At 48.8% G+C, this 16,127-nt stretch carries 14 protein-coding genes; 7 read left to right on the forward strand and 7 right to left on the reverse strand.

All coding sequences use genetic code 11. The features are described from left to right. Positions 1 to 43 precede the first annotated feature (43 nt). Together F0P94_RS09970 and F0P94_RS09975 are read right to left on the reverse strand one after the other, a co-directional pair. On the reverse strand, positions 44 to 598 hold the full coding sequence (locus F0P94_RS09970) for a TlpA family protein disulfide reductase (RefSeq protein ID WP_150903742.1): 555 nt from the start codon (positions 596 to 598) through the stop codon (positions 44 to 46). A gap of 69 nt (positions 599 to 667) precedes the next feature. Continuing rightward, on the reverse strand, positions 668 to 2,704 hold the full coding sequence (locus F0P94_RS09975; protein WP_191907001.1) for a T9SS type A sorting domain-containing protein: 2,037 nt from the start codon (positions 2,702 to 2,704) through the stop codon (positions 668 to 670). Between the two features lie 154 nt (positions 2,705 to 2,858). Between F0P94_RS09975 and F0P94_RS09980 the strand changes: the two genes are divergently transcribed. From F0P94_RS09980 to F0P94_RS09990, 3 genes are all read left to right on the forward strand, one after another. After that, positions 2,859 to 3,575, forward strand: a complete 717-nt coding sequence (locus tag F0P94_RS09980) for a T9SS type A sorting domain-containing protein (RefSeq protein ID WP_150903744.1) — start codon at positions 2,859 to 2,861, stop codon at positions 3,573 to 3,575. A gap of 104 nt (positions 3,576 to 3,679) precedes the next feature. After that, entirely contained in the window at positions 3,680 to 4,201 is a 522-nt protein-coding gene (locus F0P94_RS09985) for a methylated-DNA--[protein]-cysteine S-methyltransferase (protein ID WP_225307185.1), read from the forward strand. Positions 4,202 to 4,211: 10 nt separating this feature from the next. Further along, complete coding sequence (locus F0P94_RS09990; protein WP_150903745.1) at positions 4,212 to 6,143, forward strand: peptidylprolyl isomerase; 1,932 nt, start codon at positions 4,212 to 4,214, stop codon at positions 6,141 to 6,143. Positions 6,144 to 6,205: 62 nt separating this feature from the next. Here F0P94_RS09990 and F0P94_RS09995 read toward each other — a convergent pair whose 3' ends face one another. Next, positions 6,206 to 6,544, reverse strand: a complete 339-nt coding sequence (locus tag F0P94_RS09995; protein WP_150903746.1) for a cupin domain-containing protein — start codon at positions 6,542 to 6,544, stop codon at positions 6,206 to 6,208. Positions 6,545 to 6,724: 180 nt separating this feature from the next. On the opposite strand from F0P94_RS09995, the gene F0P94_RS10000 reads away from it, so the two are divergent. Then, complete coding sequence (locus F0P94_RS10000) at positions 6,725 to 7,225, forward strand: hypothetical protein (protein WP_150903747.1); 501 nt, start codon at positions 6,725 to 6,727, stop codon at positions 7,223 to 7,225. A gap of 133 nt (positions 7,226 to 7,358) precedes the next feature. Here F0P94_RS10000 and F0P94_RS10005 read toward each other — a convergent pair whose 3' ends face one another. The 4 genes from F0P94_RS10005 to F0P94_RS10020 all read right to left on the reverse strand — a co-directional run bounded on the left by F0P94_RS10005 (position 7,359) and on the right by F0P94_RS10020 (position 13,747). Next, positions 7,359 to 7,940 (reverse strand): immunity 53 family protein, encoded by a 582-nt coding sequence (locus F0P94_RS10005; protein WP_150903748.1) that lies wholly within the window; start codon positions 7,938 to 7,940, stop codon positions 7,359 to 7,361. A gap of 43 nt (positions 7,941 to 7,983) precedes the next feature. Further along, complete coding sequence (locus tag F0P94_RS10010; protein ID WP_150903749.1) at positions 7,984 to 10,113, reverse strand: helix-hairpin-helix domain-containing protein; 2,130 nt, start codon at positions 10,111 to 10,113, stop codon at positions 7,984 to 7,986. A gap of 1 nt (position 10,114) precedes the next feature. Then, a complete protein-coding gene (locus tag F0P94_RS10015) occupies positions 10,115 to 10,927 on the reverse strand; it encodes a PorV/PorQ family protein (protein WP_150903750.1) in 813 nt (270 codons plus the stop codon). Between the two features lie 519 nt (positions 10,928 to 11,446). After that, complete coding sequence (locus F0P94_RS10020; protein WP_191907002.1) at positions 11,447 to 13,747, reverse strand: S46 family peptidase; 2,301 nt, start codon at positions 13,745 to 13,747, stop codon at positions 11,447 to 11,449. A 178-nt stretch (positions 13,748 to 13,925) separates the two neighbouring features. Between F0P94_RS10020 and yidD the strand changes: the two genes are divergently transcribed. The 3 genes from yidD (at position 13,926) to F0P94_RS10035 (ending at position 16,126) form a co-directional block, all read left to right on the forward strand. Beyond that, positions 13,926 to 14,147, forward strand: a complete 222-nt coding sequence (gene yidD, locus F0P94_RS10025) for a membrane protein insertion efficiency factor YidD (RefSeq protein ID WP_150903751.1) — start codon at positions 13,926 to 13,928, stop codon at positions 14,145 to 14,147. A gap of 472 nt (positions 14,148 to 14,619) precedes the next feature. Next, entirely contained in the window at positions 14,620 to 15,489 is an 870-nt protein-coding gene (locus tag F0P94_RS10030; protein WP_150903752.1) for an SdiA-regulated/phytase-like domain-containing protein, read from the forward strand. A 91-nt stretch (positions 15,490 to 15,580) separates the two neighbouring features. Further along, on the forward strand, positions 15,581 to 16,126 hold the full coding sequence (locus tag F0P94_RS10035) for a phosphoglycerate mutase family protein (protein WP_191907003.1): 546 nt from the start codon (positions 15,581 to 15,583) through the stop codon (positions 16,124 to 16,126). The last annotated feature ends 1 nt before the right edge of the window (position 16,127 follow it).

Consider the following 16,127-nt stretch of genomic DNA (forward strand, 5'->3'; position numbering starts at 1 on the left):
CAGCGCGAAAACCTATCGTTTTAAATGATCCGGAAAACTTCAGTTAGTGGCTGACACTTTCGCCGTTGGCTAATTTTTTCACTAATTCGTAAAGGCGCTTTTCATCGCCTTCGGCATATGCATTGTGCTGCCAAACTATTTCGCCATCGCCGTTCAGCAGAAAGGTGTGCGGTACGTTGTTCACGTTCAGCGCGCGCTTCAGATCCTGGTTCTGGTCCAGGTACACTTCGTAAGTCCAGGCTTTGCCGTTCACAAGCGGGCCAACCTTGGCCGCGTTGCGCACATCGTCTATGGAAACAGCCACCAGCTTCACGCCGGTTTCTTTCTGCCAGTCTTCGTACACATCCGAAATATTGATCAGTTCTGTAATACATGGTTTGCACCAGGTTGCCCAGAAGCTGATTATAACCGGTTTACCATCGTTGGCAAAAACCGAAGTGTTTACCGTTTTGCCGTTCAGGGTTTTAACATCTACCACCGGCAGTTTGCGGCTTTTTTCGGTAGTTTGGGTAGTGGTAGCCTGGGGTTCGGAAGTCTGCGCCTGCGCGCCGAAACAAACCAAAGAGCCAAATAGCAGGCTTAAGATTATTTTTTTCATCAGAAGAGGTACTGTTTTTAAACCTGAAACCGGCTTTCTGAAAAGTCGGCCGGCTTCAGGTTGTTTAAATTACTTGATCAGGACGATCTTTTTGGTTACCGTTTGTTCCCCGTATTTCAGGTTCAGGAAGTAAAACCCGTTTGGCTGGCCGGAAAGGTCGGCGTCGATAAGCTTACCATTGATCTCCTGGGCACTGATGGCGGTATTCCAAACCCGGGCACCTACTGCGTTGTAGATTTCCAGAACGGCATTTTCCGCTTTTTCCGGAGTAAAGGTAATATTTACCAAGCCGGTAGTAGGGTTCGGATACACGCTTAAGGTAGAAGCCAGGTTATTCTCGGCAATCCCTGCCGGACTGGCCAGCACAGATTTAGCCGCCTGGAAAACTTCTTTGGTAACCCGGTCCTGCAGGAAGATCACTACCTCCAGATTGCTTACATTTTCTACCGAATCTTTATTCAGCACCCGAACCGGGAACGGGAAGGTATAGGCCTGATTTAAGGTAACCGGATTGCCGGCGGTAAGCGGAGCTACAGTAGTGCCATTCTCATCGGGCATCATTTTCTTCATTACGTCGAAGAACTCGGTTTCCCCGTTTGTGCGCACGTTCCGGATCGTTCTTTTCTCGGTAATTACCATGTGCGCAACCAGGTCGTTATTAGGCAGGTTGTTGCCGATGGGATCGATGGTAGCATGGGCGGTTACCGTGTGGCCAACAATGGTATGCGTGCCGGAAATGGCAATAAAGGACTGTTTGTTTCTGGCGGTGTTGAGCATGTTTGCCGTGTAGCTGTTAGCGTTTCCATCCCAGCCGCCGTCTACTTCCATTCGCGGAATAGAATTGATTTTGTAAACGCCCCGCCGGTTTATCGACTCCTGGCTCTGGTAAGGGTCATTGCCCGGCGAAGGGAAATCCTGTTGATACTTTATATCGATGGATTTACCGGGGTTTGCCAGCGTAATGTTGCGTAAGTTCTGGTTGCCTGGTTTACACGGAGGACAGGTAGAGCTGGTAAATACTTCGTGCAATACCGTGCGCGGGGTACTATATTCCATTACATGCACGGCTTTGCTTCCTGAATCGTTTGCCGGTACCATATCGGCATTGGTACCGTTCAGATCCGTTGCCCAGGCTTCAATCGTGTACGTTCCGGCGGCAGTAGGCGCCCATTGAATGGCGTGCGAAAACTGGAAAGTGGAAAGCGGGCCAATATTGGTAGTAACCGGAGCAGATACGGTTGCTCCGCCGTTAACCTTGTAATTCAGCGTAAACGAAGTGATCGGGGTTGCGCCTAAATTCCGGATCATGCCCAAAATATTATAAGGACCGTTGATCAGGAAAGGATATTTGGCATTGGTAATAGAGGTAACGGAAAGATCGTAAGCCGGCTGCGTGCCCGGAGTAAAGGTGTAATACACATTATCTACCGGCGACGGGTCTTTGGTAGCGAATGTCTGGCTGCGCAGGTTTGGCGAAGCTGCCACCTGTACTGCCGTGGTGCTGTTTAACTGAATACCGGCCGTAATGCTAATGCCGGTAGCAGCAGCACCGTCCGAATATTCGTCTACAATATGTACCTCGTTGGTAGTTTCTTCCAGCACAATGCTCCAGTAAGTAAAGCCCTGGCTGGAATTTCCCGTCTGGCTGAAAGAATTGAACTGGATCCAGTGCTGCCGGTTGGGCGCAGTTCCAAAGGTTTTGGTAATGATATAATCGCCGGTAGTTGCCTGAATACCCCAGGCCATAATAGAATTGTCCGGAATATCGGTGCTTGGTAACGCCAGGTTGCTAACCGGCGGAACTGCCGTAGCAGCAGTAGAAAACGTTAATACGCCCGTATTGGAAACCTTGTAGCTGGTAACCGGTGTACCGCCTAAAGAAAAGGCGAACGGCAGGGTTTGCACGGCAGACCAGGTAGGCGTATTAACCGTAGCAGTGGAGCCGGCAAAGATCGTACTCCAGCCATTTAAACTGTTAGGATTCTGACCTACGGTTTCCGTATTCAGGCCCCGGGGGTTCGAACCATTATAATTAATATAGTAATATTGGGCTTGTGCCGCCGAAAAGGTCAGGAAAGCGCCTGCTAAGAGTAAAAGTTTCTTCATATAGGATTTGGTTGGGTTAGAATTAGCTTTGGAAAAGTAAAGATTTTTTAACATCTTTGAAAACAAATCGTTATACTTTTTTTTTAGTTTAACAACTCACTCTAAACCGAACAAGTAGATTTATTTTGTTACAACTTATACCAAACTGCACTATATGAAAAAAACCTTACTCACCATTTTTTCCGCCTTTGCTTTCTCTGCAGCTTTCGCCCAGTCCGGCCTGCAGCTGCAGAATGCCCCGACCACGGTGTATGGCAGCTATTCCCAATCGAATCCCTTACAGGCTACCTTTCCGGTTGTTAATACCGGTTCCCAGCCTTTAACCATTAAAGTAGCCCGGAAAATGATTGCGGAAGTTAGCGGTTCGGAAAATAATTTCTGCTGGGGCGTAGATTGCTACCCGCCGTTCGTGAGTGTATCGCCCAACCCGGAAACTATTGCCGCCGGCACTACCAACCAATCTTTTATTGCAGATTATACCCCTTTAAATAACCCGGGCATTACCACCATCCGGTACTCTTTCTTTAAAGATTCCGGTTCGCCCGATTCCGTGCACGTAACCATCCATTTCGATGCAACTTCGGCCATATCCGGCGTTAAGCAAGGCCTGAATGCTGCCGTTACCCTAAGCAGCCCGATGCCAAACCCGGCCAACGAACTGACTGCTATTCCTTACAGCATTCCGGCCGGTTCCCGTGGCAAACTCCGTATTTTCAACACCATTGGCGGCCTTATTAAAGAAGTGAACATTACCCAGCGCCAGGGCACAGCCATCGTAAATACAAGTAACCTGCCGGACGGCGTTTACTTCTATTCTTTACTCGTTGACAACCGCGCAGTGGCTACTAAGAAACTGGTGGTAAAACACTAAGGAATTCTGAAAACATTTTGAAAGCAGCTCTGTATTTTTTCAGAGCTGCTTTTTTTATGACAGCGTAAAACCGTATCTTTTTGAGCCTGAAAACCAATACCGCTATGGCAGAAACAATTCAAACGTATTTCATGCAAACGCCCTTGGGCTGGTTGCAGATAAAAGGCAGCGAAGCAGGCATTTCCGAGATCGGCTTTATTGACGAAGCGCCGGAGGAAGTTTCTACCCGGGCAGTTCCCGCCTGCCTGCAAAACTGCGTGGCCCAGTTAACGGAATACTTCCAGGGCAAGCGCCGCCATTTTGATTTTGTTTTAAAACCAGTTGGTACGGAATTTCAGCAGAAAGTCTGGCATCAACTGCAGGAAATTCCCTTTGGTAAAACCCGATCGTACCTGGACGTTTCCCTGAAACTGGGCGAAGCAACCTACACCCGCGCCGTAGGCAGCGCCAACGGCCGCAACCCGCTGGCCATTGTAGTACCCTGCCACCGGGTAGTGGGCTCCGACGGCACTTTAACGGGTTATGCAGGCGGCCTGTGGCGCAAAAAATGGCTCCTGCAATTTGAAGGCTCCAGCCGGCAGACCGAACTTTTCGGGCTGAATGCTACGGAAAACAACCTGAACTGAAAACATAGCTATGAAAAAATACCTGGGCTTTGGCTTGCTTTTGCTGGCCGTTGCCTGTCAGAAACCTGCCGGCAAAAGCACGGCAGCCAAAAATAAATTTTCCGACCAGAACCTGCGCACCATTTACACGCTTCAGGACGAAAGGAACGCTTCCGGGCTGCTGACTAATTTCGGCAGCACTATTATAAATCACCGCAAAGAGGCTGCCCTGGCTTTGGCTTCGGTGCAGGATAAAGCAACGGTTCCGGCCTTAAGCACCCTGCTCTCCGATCCGGAGCCGCCGGTCCGCAAAGCTGCTGCTTATGCCCTTGGCCAGATTGCCGATTCTACCGCCGAAAGCCATCTGGTAAACGCTATCGATCAGGAATCCGACTCGTTTTTAAGGGCTGAAATGTTCGAGGCCTTAGGAAAATGCGCTACTCGCAACGGAATAGCCATTCTTGCCTATTTCGACACGCCCGACACCGTTACCCAGGGCGGCCAGGCCTGGGGCTTGTACCGGGCCATGCTGCGGAAGCCCTTGCCGGAACCTGCCTTAACCAAAGTTGCCCGATTAATTACCAGAGAACATCCTTATCAGGTACGATTGGCGGCGGCGCACACCTTGGCCCGGAGCGGAAAAGCTGACCTGCGCCGGTATTTTTCCTTGCTACAGGAAGCAGCCCGCAACGATAAATCGGCCTACGTGCGGGCGGCGGCAACTACTGCATTGGGGAAAGCCAAAATGCCCGAAAGCGCCGAAGTGCTTACTTTTCTGGCGGTTTCCGATCCGGATTACCGGGTGCGTTTAAGTGCGGTAAGAGCCCTCAAAGACCAGGAGTACGCACTAACCAAACCGGCGCTTTTAAAAGCCCTCTCCGATGTGCACCCGCACGTAAGTTTAACCGCTGCCGAAATCCTGGCCGGTAAAAACCAGGAAACTGACGATACCTTCTGGCAGGCAGCCCTGATGCAACCCGACTGGCGGACGCGTGCAGTTTTATTGGGCGCCTGCCTGCAAGCCAGCAAAGAACCGGAACCCGTGCGCCAGCATATCACCAGCCTGTACCTGAAAACCAACAACGTGTACGAAAAAGGCGCTTTGCTCACTGCTCTAAGTAACAACCCAGCTTCCTACGAATTCTTAAAAACGGAAACCTTCAGCGCGAAAGATCCGGTAATTTCTACGTATGGTATCGAAGCCCTGGCTGGATTGCGCAAGCAACCCGATTTTCCCGAAAGCCTGAATACCGATTTCAACCAGCTCCTGAAAAATGCCATTGCCAGTTCCGATGTGGCCTTAATGGGCACGGCTGCCACTCTTTTGCGGGAGCCGGAAATGAACTTCCGCCAGACCTTTACCGATGTAACCTTCCTGAAATTAGCGCTGGCCCGGCTTACCCTGCCCCGCGATGTGGAACCCTACCTTGAACTACAGAAAACGATAGCATTTTTACTCGAAAAACCAGCGCCCGAACCACCCAAAACGCAAGCGAAACAAGCCATCGACTGGAAACTGGTGCAGCGCTTAAGCCCGGATCAGAAAGTGCTATTGAAAACCAGCAAAGGCGACATTACGCTGCAATTGTACGTGGAAGAGGCACCCGGCTCCGTAGCGAACTTTGTGCAGCTGCTGGAAAAAGATTTTTACAACGGTAAATTCTTCCACCGGGTAGTGCCCAACTTTGTAGCCCAGGGCGGCGACCCGCGCGGCGACGGCTGGGGCGGCACCGATTACACCATCCGTTCCGATTTTGCCGACCTGCATTACCTGGAAGGCACCGTAGGCATGGCCTCCGCCGGAAAGGATACCGAAAGCTGTCAATGGTTTATCACCCACAGCTACGTCCCCCATTTAGATGGCCGTTACAGCATCTTCGCCCGGGTAATTTCCGGTTTCGAGGCAGTGCATAAATTACAGATCGGCGATAAAATAGAAAAGGTGGAACTGGTGAAGAGGTAGGCAAATAAAATGTAGCGTAGGGTTTAAACCCTACGCTACATTAAAAATAGAATTAATCAGAATCAATCCTCCCTCCCATGCACCTGGTACGGCGGCGAAGTAGCTTCCACCGCGGTAAATTCTTCCAGAATGCGGTACATGTGACGGGCATTTTTGGGGACCACGTACGAGTTTCCAGCTTCAAGCAACACCTGCTGCCCTTCAATAACGAGTTCAGCTTTGCCGCTGATCACAAAGCCAACGGTTTCGTAGGGGCGGCTGACTTCCGGTTTTTCATCGTTGGGCTTTTCGTTTTCCCACATGCGCATGGAAACGGTTTTGCCGGAGGCCAGGTATTTTTCGCCGTGTTCGCCTTTGGGCGAGAATTTACTGTCGATCTTGATAATGGTGGTATCGCTCATAAACGGTAGATTTTAGCATAAAAAATAAAAGAAGGAAGTAAAACGGTGCTTCCGGCTAATAAACTTTTAAAAAGCCGAAATGTTAAAAGCAGGTTTTAAAATGCTATCTTTTACCCCGGAAAACTGGCACGAATGATGCCTGTACCTTTTAAAGCACCTTCCTCATCAAAATTGAATTCTATGAAAAATCTTCTCCTTCCCTTCCTGTTCCTTATGGCAACTATTATTTCTTTACCGACGCAAGCCCAGGAACAACCAAATGAGCCTACTGCCCAAACCGAGACCGAAGCCATAAAAATGCTGAACGGCACCTGGGAATGGAAGCAAACCCGCTTTGCCAGCCGCGGCGTGCAACCCACCGTGAAAACCCCGGAATCTACCGGCCGGAAAATAACCGTAACCTTCAAGCCCGATAATATTGCTTCGGTTTTTGAGAACGGCAAACTGGTAACCACTTTCCAGTACTCCATTACCAGACCGATGAACGAATACCTGATGATCTCTTTCAAAGGAAACGAAGGCCAGTCGGTGCGGGAATATCTGGAGGAAGGACCGCTTACCGTTTCGGCGAATACCCTGCACATTGCCGGCGGCTACAACGATGCCGGTAGCAATATCACCTTCAAGAAATTACAGCCAGCTAAAACCACGAAAAAGGCTAAGAAAAAGAAGAAGAAATAGTTTTCTGTTGGTTTTTAAAGGAAAAAGCTACCGTTTTGCGAATAAGCAAGCGGTAGCTTTTTTTTTGTTTCAATTGAAATACTATCGGAAACAAAGTTCTGCCAGATTTATCCTTTTAATTTTAGACACTTGATTATTCCTTAATTTTCTCCACAACTACTGGCTTTACCCCTTCAAAAAATTCTTTCAATTTACACCGAACCTTATCTCCTATTTTATAATCTAAATCACTTAAGCTAGCAATTTCAACATTTTGGAAATCATCAATTTTTAAAATCTGCAACTTCTGAAATGTAGTTTCAGGAATTTCGACGATCTCAAACGTACTCTCATTAATAACCTTTGCCGTAACTTCTTTCCAAACTGGAGTAATCATGTTGGGGATGGGAACAAAGATCGGATACGTAAAACTTGAATCAATCTGGAGCAACAGAACTTCATCTAAAAATATCCTGAAGATTTCGTTAAGCTTATTGGGGTCTCCTGCTCCAAGGAACTTTTTTTGCTTTATTTCAATAAACAGCCAGTCTTCTGCACCATTGTCATACTGTTTCCTTAACTGAGCATTTTCAAGAGCCGTATCTTCCAGTTCAATTTCAACTGACCAACCTGGATTATCAACAGTTTCAATTTTAATTCCAAATCCATGCTCCCAATCTCCATTACAGTTATTTCTATACCAATCCTGTATTCTATCAAGTAATTTATCAGCCATCTATAAAAGCAACATATCTAAAGATCAATTCCAACATTCCCTTCTAAAACCGATACCGCACCTGCGCGCGAACATCCGTGCGGCGGGCTCCCTGAATTTCATCTAACCCGGAACCCACAACATCCTGATAACGGTAATGCGTGTGGCCCACTTTCAGCCAAAGGTCGAATTGGCGGGAGAAGCTGTACTGGATTACGCCATAAATACGCGTTCCTAAGCCGCCGAACGATGGCACGGAAAAGGCGTAAAGCACATCTTTTTCCAGCATGTACTGCCGGTTATCCGAATCGTCGGTATCGAAAATGGCGTAGCGGGCACTTAGACGAAGTTTGCCGAGATCGTAGCTGATATCTTGAGCAATGGCGTAGCCTTCGGTTTTCACGCCTTCCTGCTCATAACTGCTGAACTGCACCCGCGACCGTAAATTCAGTCTTTCCACCGGTGAGAAATCGGCCGTGATCAGGTAATTCCGGCGGGTAGATGTGGTGAGGCCAGGGATGTTTCGGGAAATAGTTTCTTCTTCGCGCTCTTTGTTTTCGGTCCGGAATTGCCCGTAGATCATGGCCGTTTTGGAAGGTTTGTAGATCAGGCGCACCAGGTATTCGTCGCCGCCCGATGGGGCATTTATGCCGTATTTGAGCCACGGAAACCGGAAGCGGTCGTAGTAGCCGGTAATTTCCCAGCGCGCCAATGGCCTTACTTTTATGCCGGTGTAAAAACCTCTCTCGTTTATGTTCCGGGTATTTTCCCCGAAGGCGCTGCCAGAGGCAGTATGAAAATCTTTCGCATAATCGCGGTACACCATGGCGATATCTACCTGGGTCGACAAGCTGGCCATTAGGCCCTGCACCGTTGCCATGCCGCCGCTCTGCGACCGCGCCGCTTCGCCGAAGAAATTCACGTTCCGCCAGTTGTAGCTGTAATAGCCGCTCAAAAGTAAATTCTGTTTCCCGCTGAATTCGAACTTATTGTAAGGCGCATCGGAACGAAGCAACGGCGTGCTGTAATTAAAATGCATGGAAGTAATCCCGGCCCGGAAATTCTTGCTGATGCTGTTGTAAACCAGATTTCCGCCGGCGATCTGCTCGCGCACATTGTGCTTCCGGGCAATTTCTGTTGGCGTGCGGTGAAAGCCAGTTATCTGCAAAGTACTGCTCTCCAGGTCCGAAATTGATAGCTGTTCGTTTAGCTGGTCCAGGGTATCGTTTGCCAGGTTGATGCTTGCATCTACGCGCTTGTTGGAGTAGAAGCCGGTAATATTCAGGGTTTTGCTCAGGCTGTAGGTTGCCGCTGCCCCCCGGTAAAAAGTAGTTTCCAGTACCGAGGTATAGGGCCGCACGCCCAGATCACTGCGGCGCACGGTATTGATGGTTTCGCCGCCTTTGCCTACACCAAACCCCGAAGCAGCCACCAAACCCTGCCCGAACTGTAACTGGTAATCGCCAACCGAAATAGCTTTCCAGCGGCCTTTGTCATACAACTGGAAATGCGCGGAATAAAAATCGAAGCCGTAGCGGCGCGTTTTCTGATCGAAAATAAATTGCTCGCCGGCATCTTTTTCGGCGGTAAAGCCAAAGCTGAAATCGCGGGTATGGCTGATGCGGTAGCGCAGCAAAAGCTTATCCGGAGAGCCTAAGTAATGCGAATTGGTTTTGCCGGTTTCCGGATCGGTTTTAGGCGGAAGAAATCCTTTTTTAGTTTGCAGCCCTCGTTCGTAGCGCACCAGCAGGTAATTGTTTTCCTCGGCCCGCATCCGTTCCCAAAGCGAGCGCCGGTCCGACTGCAAACCGGCATCATACACGCTTACAAACGGCAGCAGCTTGTAAATGGTAACCAAATCGAAGCCCTCGATGCTTTGCAGTTCGTAGATACTCAGCAGGCCGCCTGTGCGGTTTATGTGCCCGAACAACGCCGTGATCTGCGTTTCCGACAAAATAAAGAGCGAGGAAAGTTCTTCACGGTTCGTGCGGTTCAGGTTTATCGGGTTCTGGTAGAATTGGAGCAGGTTTTCGTAAATATCTTCGTACGGAACATCCGAATCTTCCTGCTGCGAAAATAATTCCTGCACCAGCAGATCCAGGTTCACATCCTTGCGCGGATAGTCCTGCGCCTGCGTGGCGGTAGCGCCGAAAAACAGTAGTCCGAACAGGGAAAAAAGTACGCGTCTCTTCATACTATTCAAACTTATACCCTACCGAAACATGATTGCTGAAACCAAACCGACTCGCTGTGCTCAGGCCGTAATCTACTTGGAAAGCCCGCACTTTAAACCCTGCCCCAAACGAAGCCGACTGGTTTAAAGTAGAAAAACCCGTACGCAAAGCCAGCTTTTCGATGACCTGGTATTCCAGACCTGCTTTAAAATCGGCGTCACGCTCCAGGTCCTTTTCGGTTTCTACGTTCAGCATGATCTTTTTACCGGGTTTGTAAGAAAGCCCCGCCGTCATTACCGCCGGAATCCGTTCATCCTGAAATTCGGCCAGTTTGGCTTGCCCCAGGTTAAACACGTGCGCACCAACCACGAGTCCCGGCACTACTTCCGATTGTCCGCCAAAAGAAAAAGCCACCACGCGCTTGCTGCCGAATTCTTCCACATGCACCTGCATCAGGTCGGCTTTCAAACCCAGGCTTACCATCCCGATCTGGTGCGCATAGCCAAGCCCTAAGCGCTGCTCGTTGTACAGTTTATCGCCGAAACGGTAAAGTTCCACCCCTGCCCCGCCGGATTTTCCTACCTTCATGGCGCCCACCAAAGCTACCGTGGTAAAGGCTTTCATCCCGAAACGATTTTCGGCAAAAACGCCCAACTCCGGTTTCTCCAGGCGCGCAATGCCGGCAATGTTGTTGTTCATGGCCCAGACATCGGCAATCCCAACCGAAGCATTGCTTAAGGCTGCCGCACGGGCGCCAACGGGCACGTGGTCGTTACCGGCTTGTGCCGAACTTAAACTTAAAACAGAAAGCCCCAGGAGTAGCAGTTTTTTCATATAAAAAGGTACTGTTTTACAAAGCAGAATTCGAATGGGGAATTTAACAAGAATTACGCTAAAAGAAAAGTATTTCTTGTTTTGGGTTTTCTGAAGTTATGAATTTTAAAACCGAATTTCATTTATTAATAATGCTGCGTCATCCTGAGCACAATTGAGCGCGGGAGCGCGAAGATTGCGAGCGTAGCTCTGAAGGACCTCGTCGGCGTTTAGTATTTCTGCCTTTTCTGGCTCTAAACCTACCGTTTTCGTCATCCCGAGCGAAGCCGAGGGAACTTATAGGGCCACATATTCCGATTTAGCGAGTAAGACAAATCTTGCTACGCTTGCTTTGTCATAGAAGTATGTATAAGTTCCCTCAACTTCGTTCGGGATGACGAAATATAGAGATAACGCAATATTATTTCAGGCTTCTCTTGAGTTAGCCTCAACGAAGTTAGGGAGGTGGTAGCAATGAAAGCCCTGAAATAAAAAAGCCCGGCATTGCTGCCGGGCTTTTTTATTTCAGAAGAGTGAAAATTACTTCTTCATTTTGGCTTTCGCCTTACGCTCTTCTTTCTTGATTTTTACTTTGGTTTTGGAATCAACAGCTGGTTTTACGTTTTCCAATACGTCGGCTTTTGCTGCTTCGGCTGAAGTGGAAGCCGTAGACGCGTTCGGGCTTGGAGTGGTTACCAGGGTCATTTCGTTTACCAGGTGACCGGCACCGGCAAATTTATCGATCACGAACAGTACGTAACGCGCATCTACGTTAATGCAACGCTTGTAGTCTTTGTCGTACACCAGGTCACCGCTCATGGCTTCCCAGTTACCATCGAAGGCCAGACCGATCAGCTCACCGCGACCGTTGATCACCGGCGAACCGGAGTTACCACCGGTAATGTCGTTATCGGTGATGAAGTTAACCGGCAGCTCGCCATTCTTGTCGGCATAACGACCGAAATCTTTCGCTTTGATCAGGTCGATCAGTTTCTGCGGCACAATGAATTCTTCGTCTTTCGGATCTTCTTTTTCCAGAATACCCTGCGCGGTGGTGTAGTAGCTGTAATGAACGCCGTCGCGTGGCTCGTAATCCTTTACACTGCCATAGCTTAAACGCAGGGTTGAGTTTGCATCCGGGTAGAACACTTTATCCGATTGCATTTCGCGAAGCCCGGCAATGTACAGGCGGGTTGCTTTGTCCATGCTGCTTCTGGCGGCCTGCAATTTCGGGTTGATGTTGGTTAAGTAGTTGTTGTAAACCGAGTTAACCGTTTTGAAGATCAGGTCGTTCTCTAACGTTTTCAGGCTTGGCTTGGCTAAGAAAGCGTTCAGTTTTTCCGGAGAAGTTAAGAAGGTTTTCTTGTAGGCTTCGGCAGCAAATTTATTCCAGTTTCCTTTGTATTTGGTTTCCACGGTTTTGAAGATATCCGGGTGCTGGCTTTTCGGAACGTCGTTGTAGTACATCTGGTACATGGCCGCGAAAAGTTTCTCGTCGGTTGGTACGTTAAAGCCTTCGAAATATTCTTTGCTGGCTTCTTTAATGGCGTCGGTCGCTTTCTTGATGTCGTCAGCTTTGTTTTCTTTCAAAGCTTTCTGCAACGGCACGAAGTTCAGGGCAAATTTTGCGGCAGCCGGCGCTAAGGCGGCTTCGCCTAAATAAACCTGGCTCAGGGTGTATTCTTTCTGGTCGGCGTAACCTTTATTGATATCGGCTAACACGTTGCCGTACATGGCTTTGCGGTTCGCATCGGCAGAAGCCCACTGGTTGTATTTGGCTTCGTTTTCCACTTTGCCTTCTACCGTTTTCATGCGTTTTACGCCGGCGTTCTGGCCCTGGAAGTATTTCCAGTAGTTGCTTACGGAAGCATATTCAGAAGCATATTTCAAACGAACGGCATCGCTCTTATCCATATCGGCTTTCAGAATTTCCAGACGTTTGCCGCGCAGTTTTACACGAGCCGGGTTAGAAGTTTCCACGGCTAATTTCAGGCCTTCGGAAGTCATGAAACGTTGGGTACGGCCCGGAAAACCGAATACCATCGAGAAATCGCCTTCTTCTACGCCACCAATGTTGATCGGCAGGTGCTTTTTAGGCTGATACGGTTTGTTGTTCGGCGAGTAAGCAGCCGGCTTGTTGTTGGCATCGGCGTACACGCGGAACATTGAGAAGTCGCCGGTCTGGCGTGGCCACATCCAGTTATCGGTATCGCCGCCGAATTTACCAATGGCGTTAGGCGGCGTACCTACCAGACGCACGTCGTTGTAACGCTCGTAAACGAATAAGTAGAACTCGTTGCCGGCAAAGAAATCGCGTACGTAAGTCACGTAATTCTCTGGTCCTTTTGCTTCGGCAGCCAGGGCTTTCATCCGCTCGGAAACCAGTTTCGCACGTTCCGCTTCCGGGGTCTGGGCGTTAATGCCTTCCAGTACTTTACCGGTTACGTCTTCCATGCGCACCAGAATGTCTACGAAAAGACCCGGATTGCTCAGCTCCTTGTCGCGGCTGGCCGCCCAGAAACCGTTGGTCAGGTAATCGGCTTGCGGGGTAGAACGGGCCGCAATGGCATCGTAACCGCAATGGTGGTTGGTTAACAATAAACCTTCCTTGGAAATGAATTCGCCGGTACAGAAGCCGCCAAACTGCACGATGGCATCTTTTAAGCTGGCGTTGTTGATGTCGTAAATTTCTTCGGCGGTAAGCTGAAGCCCTTTCTTCTGCATGTCTACCTGGTTCAGGCGCTTAACCAGCAGCGGAAGCCACATACCTTCGTCGGCTTTTGCCAGGGTGGAGAGGCCGAGCGCCGCTACCAGCAAAAGGGATAAGAATTTTTTGGTCATAGAATTATTAAAGTGAAATTTGGGAATGTGGAAATTTGAAAATGCTCCTGATTCCTGAGTTATTTAGAACTAAAGCCCTTTCAAAATCCTTTTTTAGGTAATACACACAAATGTAGGCCAAATTTCTCATTTTTACAGGTCTTTTGGTGTTCGATTCTGAGCTTTTTGCTGTACGATTATGGGCTATTTATTTAAAAAACTGCTGCTTGCCTTTATCTGGATCTACCAGCGCATGATCTCCCCGCTTACGCCACCAAGCTGCCGTTTCACGCCTACCTGTTCGGCTTATGCCGCGGAGGCCGTTACGAAATACGGGCCGCTGAAAGGCGGCAAACTTGCCCTGAAGCGTTTAAGCAAATGCCACCCCTGGGGCAGCAGCGGGTATGATCCGGTTCCTTAATTCGTGGCTTTATATTTATCTTCCTGAACAGGGCTTCTGCTGAATTTCGAAAAGTTAGCCTGAGGATTGGGTAAAGGTGGTTAGCATGGTCCTAAATACCTTTTAAGTCGGCTTCGCTGCTAAAGGCAGACACAACCACCCCCAGCCCCTCCTTGAAAAGGAGGGGAGCTTTGCGTTCCTTCTTTCAATTGGCTTTTTGCGCTTTAAGTATACCGTTCTTCTTTTCAGAAAAGCCCGCGTAAAAACTACAAAAGTTAAAACTTAGCAGAAAAGCGGCTCCCCTCCTTTTTTCAAGGAGGGGCTGGGGGTGGTTACCTTGCCGGCTATGAAAAACAAGAACCAATTTCAAGGCATGCCAGATATCTAAAGTCCTGAAAATCCTCTGATCCTGAAAATCCTGATCCGGAATAACCTGAAGAACTTCCGATGCCGTATAATATCCTTCCGTAGGACCTTATTTAAAAGCATTTATATGAAATTCTGGAAAGCACTGGTAGTTCTTTTAGTCGTTTCGCTACCGTTTATTTATGGCTATAATATTTATTCGAAGGGAAGCTGGAAACTGGCTCAGCAGGTAACGCATCTGGGAAATTTGCCTTCTGAAGTTACCGAAAGTTCCGGCTTGGCGGAAGCAGATGAACCGGGTACATTTTTTACGCATAACGACCATGGCGCGGGCGGTACGCCGCCTGTGCTTTTTAAAGTGAACAGCTCTGGAAAATTACTGAAAAAGTATACCGTTTCGGGCGCTACCAATCAGGACTGGGAAGACCTTACCAATGATACTAACGGGAATATTTACATTGCCGATACCGGCAACAACAACGGCAAACGCACCGATCTGAAAATTTACAAAGCCCCGGCCAGCAACCCGAGCCAGGCCCAGGTGATCAGTTTTACTTACAGCGATAAGCCTGAGCCCGGAGAAAGCAAGAAAGGGAAAAAAGGCAAAAAAAAGCCTGCCCAAAGCTTCGATTGTGAGGCTATTTTCTGGCATAACGGCAAGCTTTACCTGGTTACCAAAGACCGAAGCAAAAGCGGCGAAGCCCGCCTTTATGAACTACCCGATACTCCCGGAAACTATACCGCCAGCTTAGTGAGCACACAACCGATGAAGGAACAAGTTACCGCCGCGGACCTGAGCCCGGACGGCAGCCGGTTGGTTCTGATGAGCGTGGGAAAACTGCACGTGTTTAACGTTTCGGGCAATAATTTTTTGTCTGGAAATCCGAAGGAAATTAGTTTAGGCAACGTGGGGCAGACCGAAGGCATGGTGTTTACCGATAATAATACCATTGTGTTCACGAACGAAGAAGGTCAGCTTTTTAAATACAGCTTTTAAATTTCAGCAATATAATACCTGGCTGCATCCGGAAACCGGTTTAACTTGTTTAATGGTTAAACCGGTTTTTTCGTTTTCAAATATGAGACCTATGCTGCAATTCCTTATCCTGCTACTGAACGTCCTTTTCCTTTCCGCTTGTAGCCAGAAGATCGCCGATCCTGTCCCGCTCAGGGTAACGCCGGCTCCGGCACCGCAAAAATCGACTACGATTTACCTTTTGCGACACGCCGAAAAAGCCAACAGCAGTGCTGATCCGGACTTAAGCGCCGCCGGTCAGGAACGGGCAATTGCCCTCCGCGATTCCCTCAGCAAACTGCCCGTTAATGCCATTTACAGCACGCCTTACAAACGAACACGTCAGACCGTAGCGCCTTTGGCAGCGGCTAAAAATATTCAGGAGCAGGAATACGACGCAAATAACCTTACGGCCTTAACCACTAAAATTCTGAAAGACAACCTAAGTCAGACGGTGGTAATTGTGGGTCATGCGAATACGGTACTGGAAACCATGGAGGCTTTTAAAGCCAAACGGCCAATTGCGGCGCTTACCGAATCGGATTATAATTATTTGTTCAAACTTACCTTAGCAGAGAATAAAGACCCACAAGTAGAAGTAAAACGCTACGGAAATTAAG

The sequence above is a fragment of the Adhaeribacter soli genome, assembly GCF_008727925.1.
Lineage (GTDB): Bacteria > Bacteroidota > Bacteroidia > Cytophagales > Hymenobacteraceae > Adhaeribacter_A > Adhaeribacter_A soli.

Coding starts and splice junctions, on each gene's coding strand:
- F0P94_RS09970 (WP_150903742.1), bottom strand. CDS start 598: ATGAAAAAAATAATCTTAAGCCTGCTATTTGGCTCTTTGGTTTGTTTC.
- F0P94_RS09975 (WP_191907001.1), bottom strand. CDS start 2,704: ATGAAGAAACTTTTACTCTTAGCAGGCGCTTTCCTGACCTTTTCGGCG.
- F0P94_RS09980 (WP_150903744.1), top strand. CDS start 2,859: ATGAAAAAAACCTTACTCACCATTTTTTCCGCCTTTGCTTTCTCTGCA.
- F0P94_RS09985 (WP_225307185.1), top strand. CDS start 3,680: ATGGCAGAAACAATTCAAACGTATTTCATGCAAACGCCCTTGGGCTGG.
- F0P94_RS09990 (WP_150903745.1), top strand. CDS start 4,212: ATGAAAAAATACCTGGGCTTTGGCTTGCTTTTGCTGGCCGTTGCCTGT.
- F0P94_RS09995 (WP_150903746.1), bottom strand. CDS start 6,544: ATGAGCGATACCACCATTATCAAGATCGACAGTAAATTCTCGCCCAAA.
- F0P94_RS10000 (WP_150903747.1), top strand. CDS start 6,725: ATGAAAAATCTTCTCCTTCCCTTCCTGTTCCTTATGGCAACTATTATT.
- F0P94_RS10005 (WP_150903748.1), bottom strand. CDS start 7,940: ATGGCTGATAAATTACTTGATAGAATACAGGATTGGTATAGAAATAAC.
- F0P94_RS10010 (WP_150903749.1), bottom strand. CDS start 10,113: ATGAAGAGACGCGTACTTTTTTCCCTGTTCGGACTACTGTTTTTCGGC.
- F0P94_RS10015 (WP_150903750.1), bottom strand. CDS start 10,927: ATGAAAAAACTGCTACTCCTGGGGCTTTCTGTTTTAAGTTTAAGTTCG.
- F0P94_RS10020 (WP_191907002.1), bottom strand. CDS start 13,747: ATGACCAAAAAATTCTTATCCCTTTTGCTGGTAGCGGCGCTCGGCCTC.
- yidD (WP_150903751.1), top strand. CDS start 13,926: ATGGGCTATTTATTTAAAAAACTGCTGCTTGCCTTTATCTGGATCTAC.
- F0P94_RS10030 (WP_150903752.1), top strand. CDS start 14,620: ATGAAATTCTGGAAAGCACTGGTAGTTCTTTTAGTCGTTTCGCTACCG.
- F0P94_RS10035 (WP_191907003.1), top strand. CDS start 15,581: ATGCTGCAATTCCTTATCCTGCTACTGAACGTCCTTTTCCTTTCCGCT.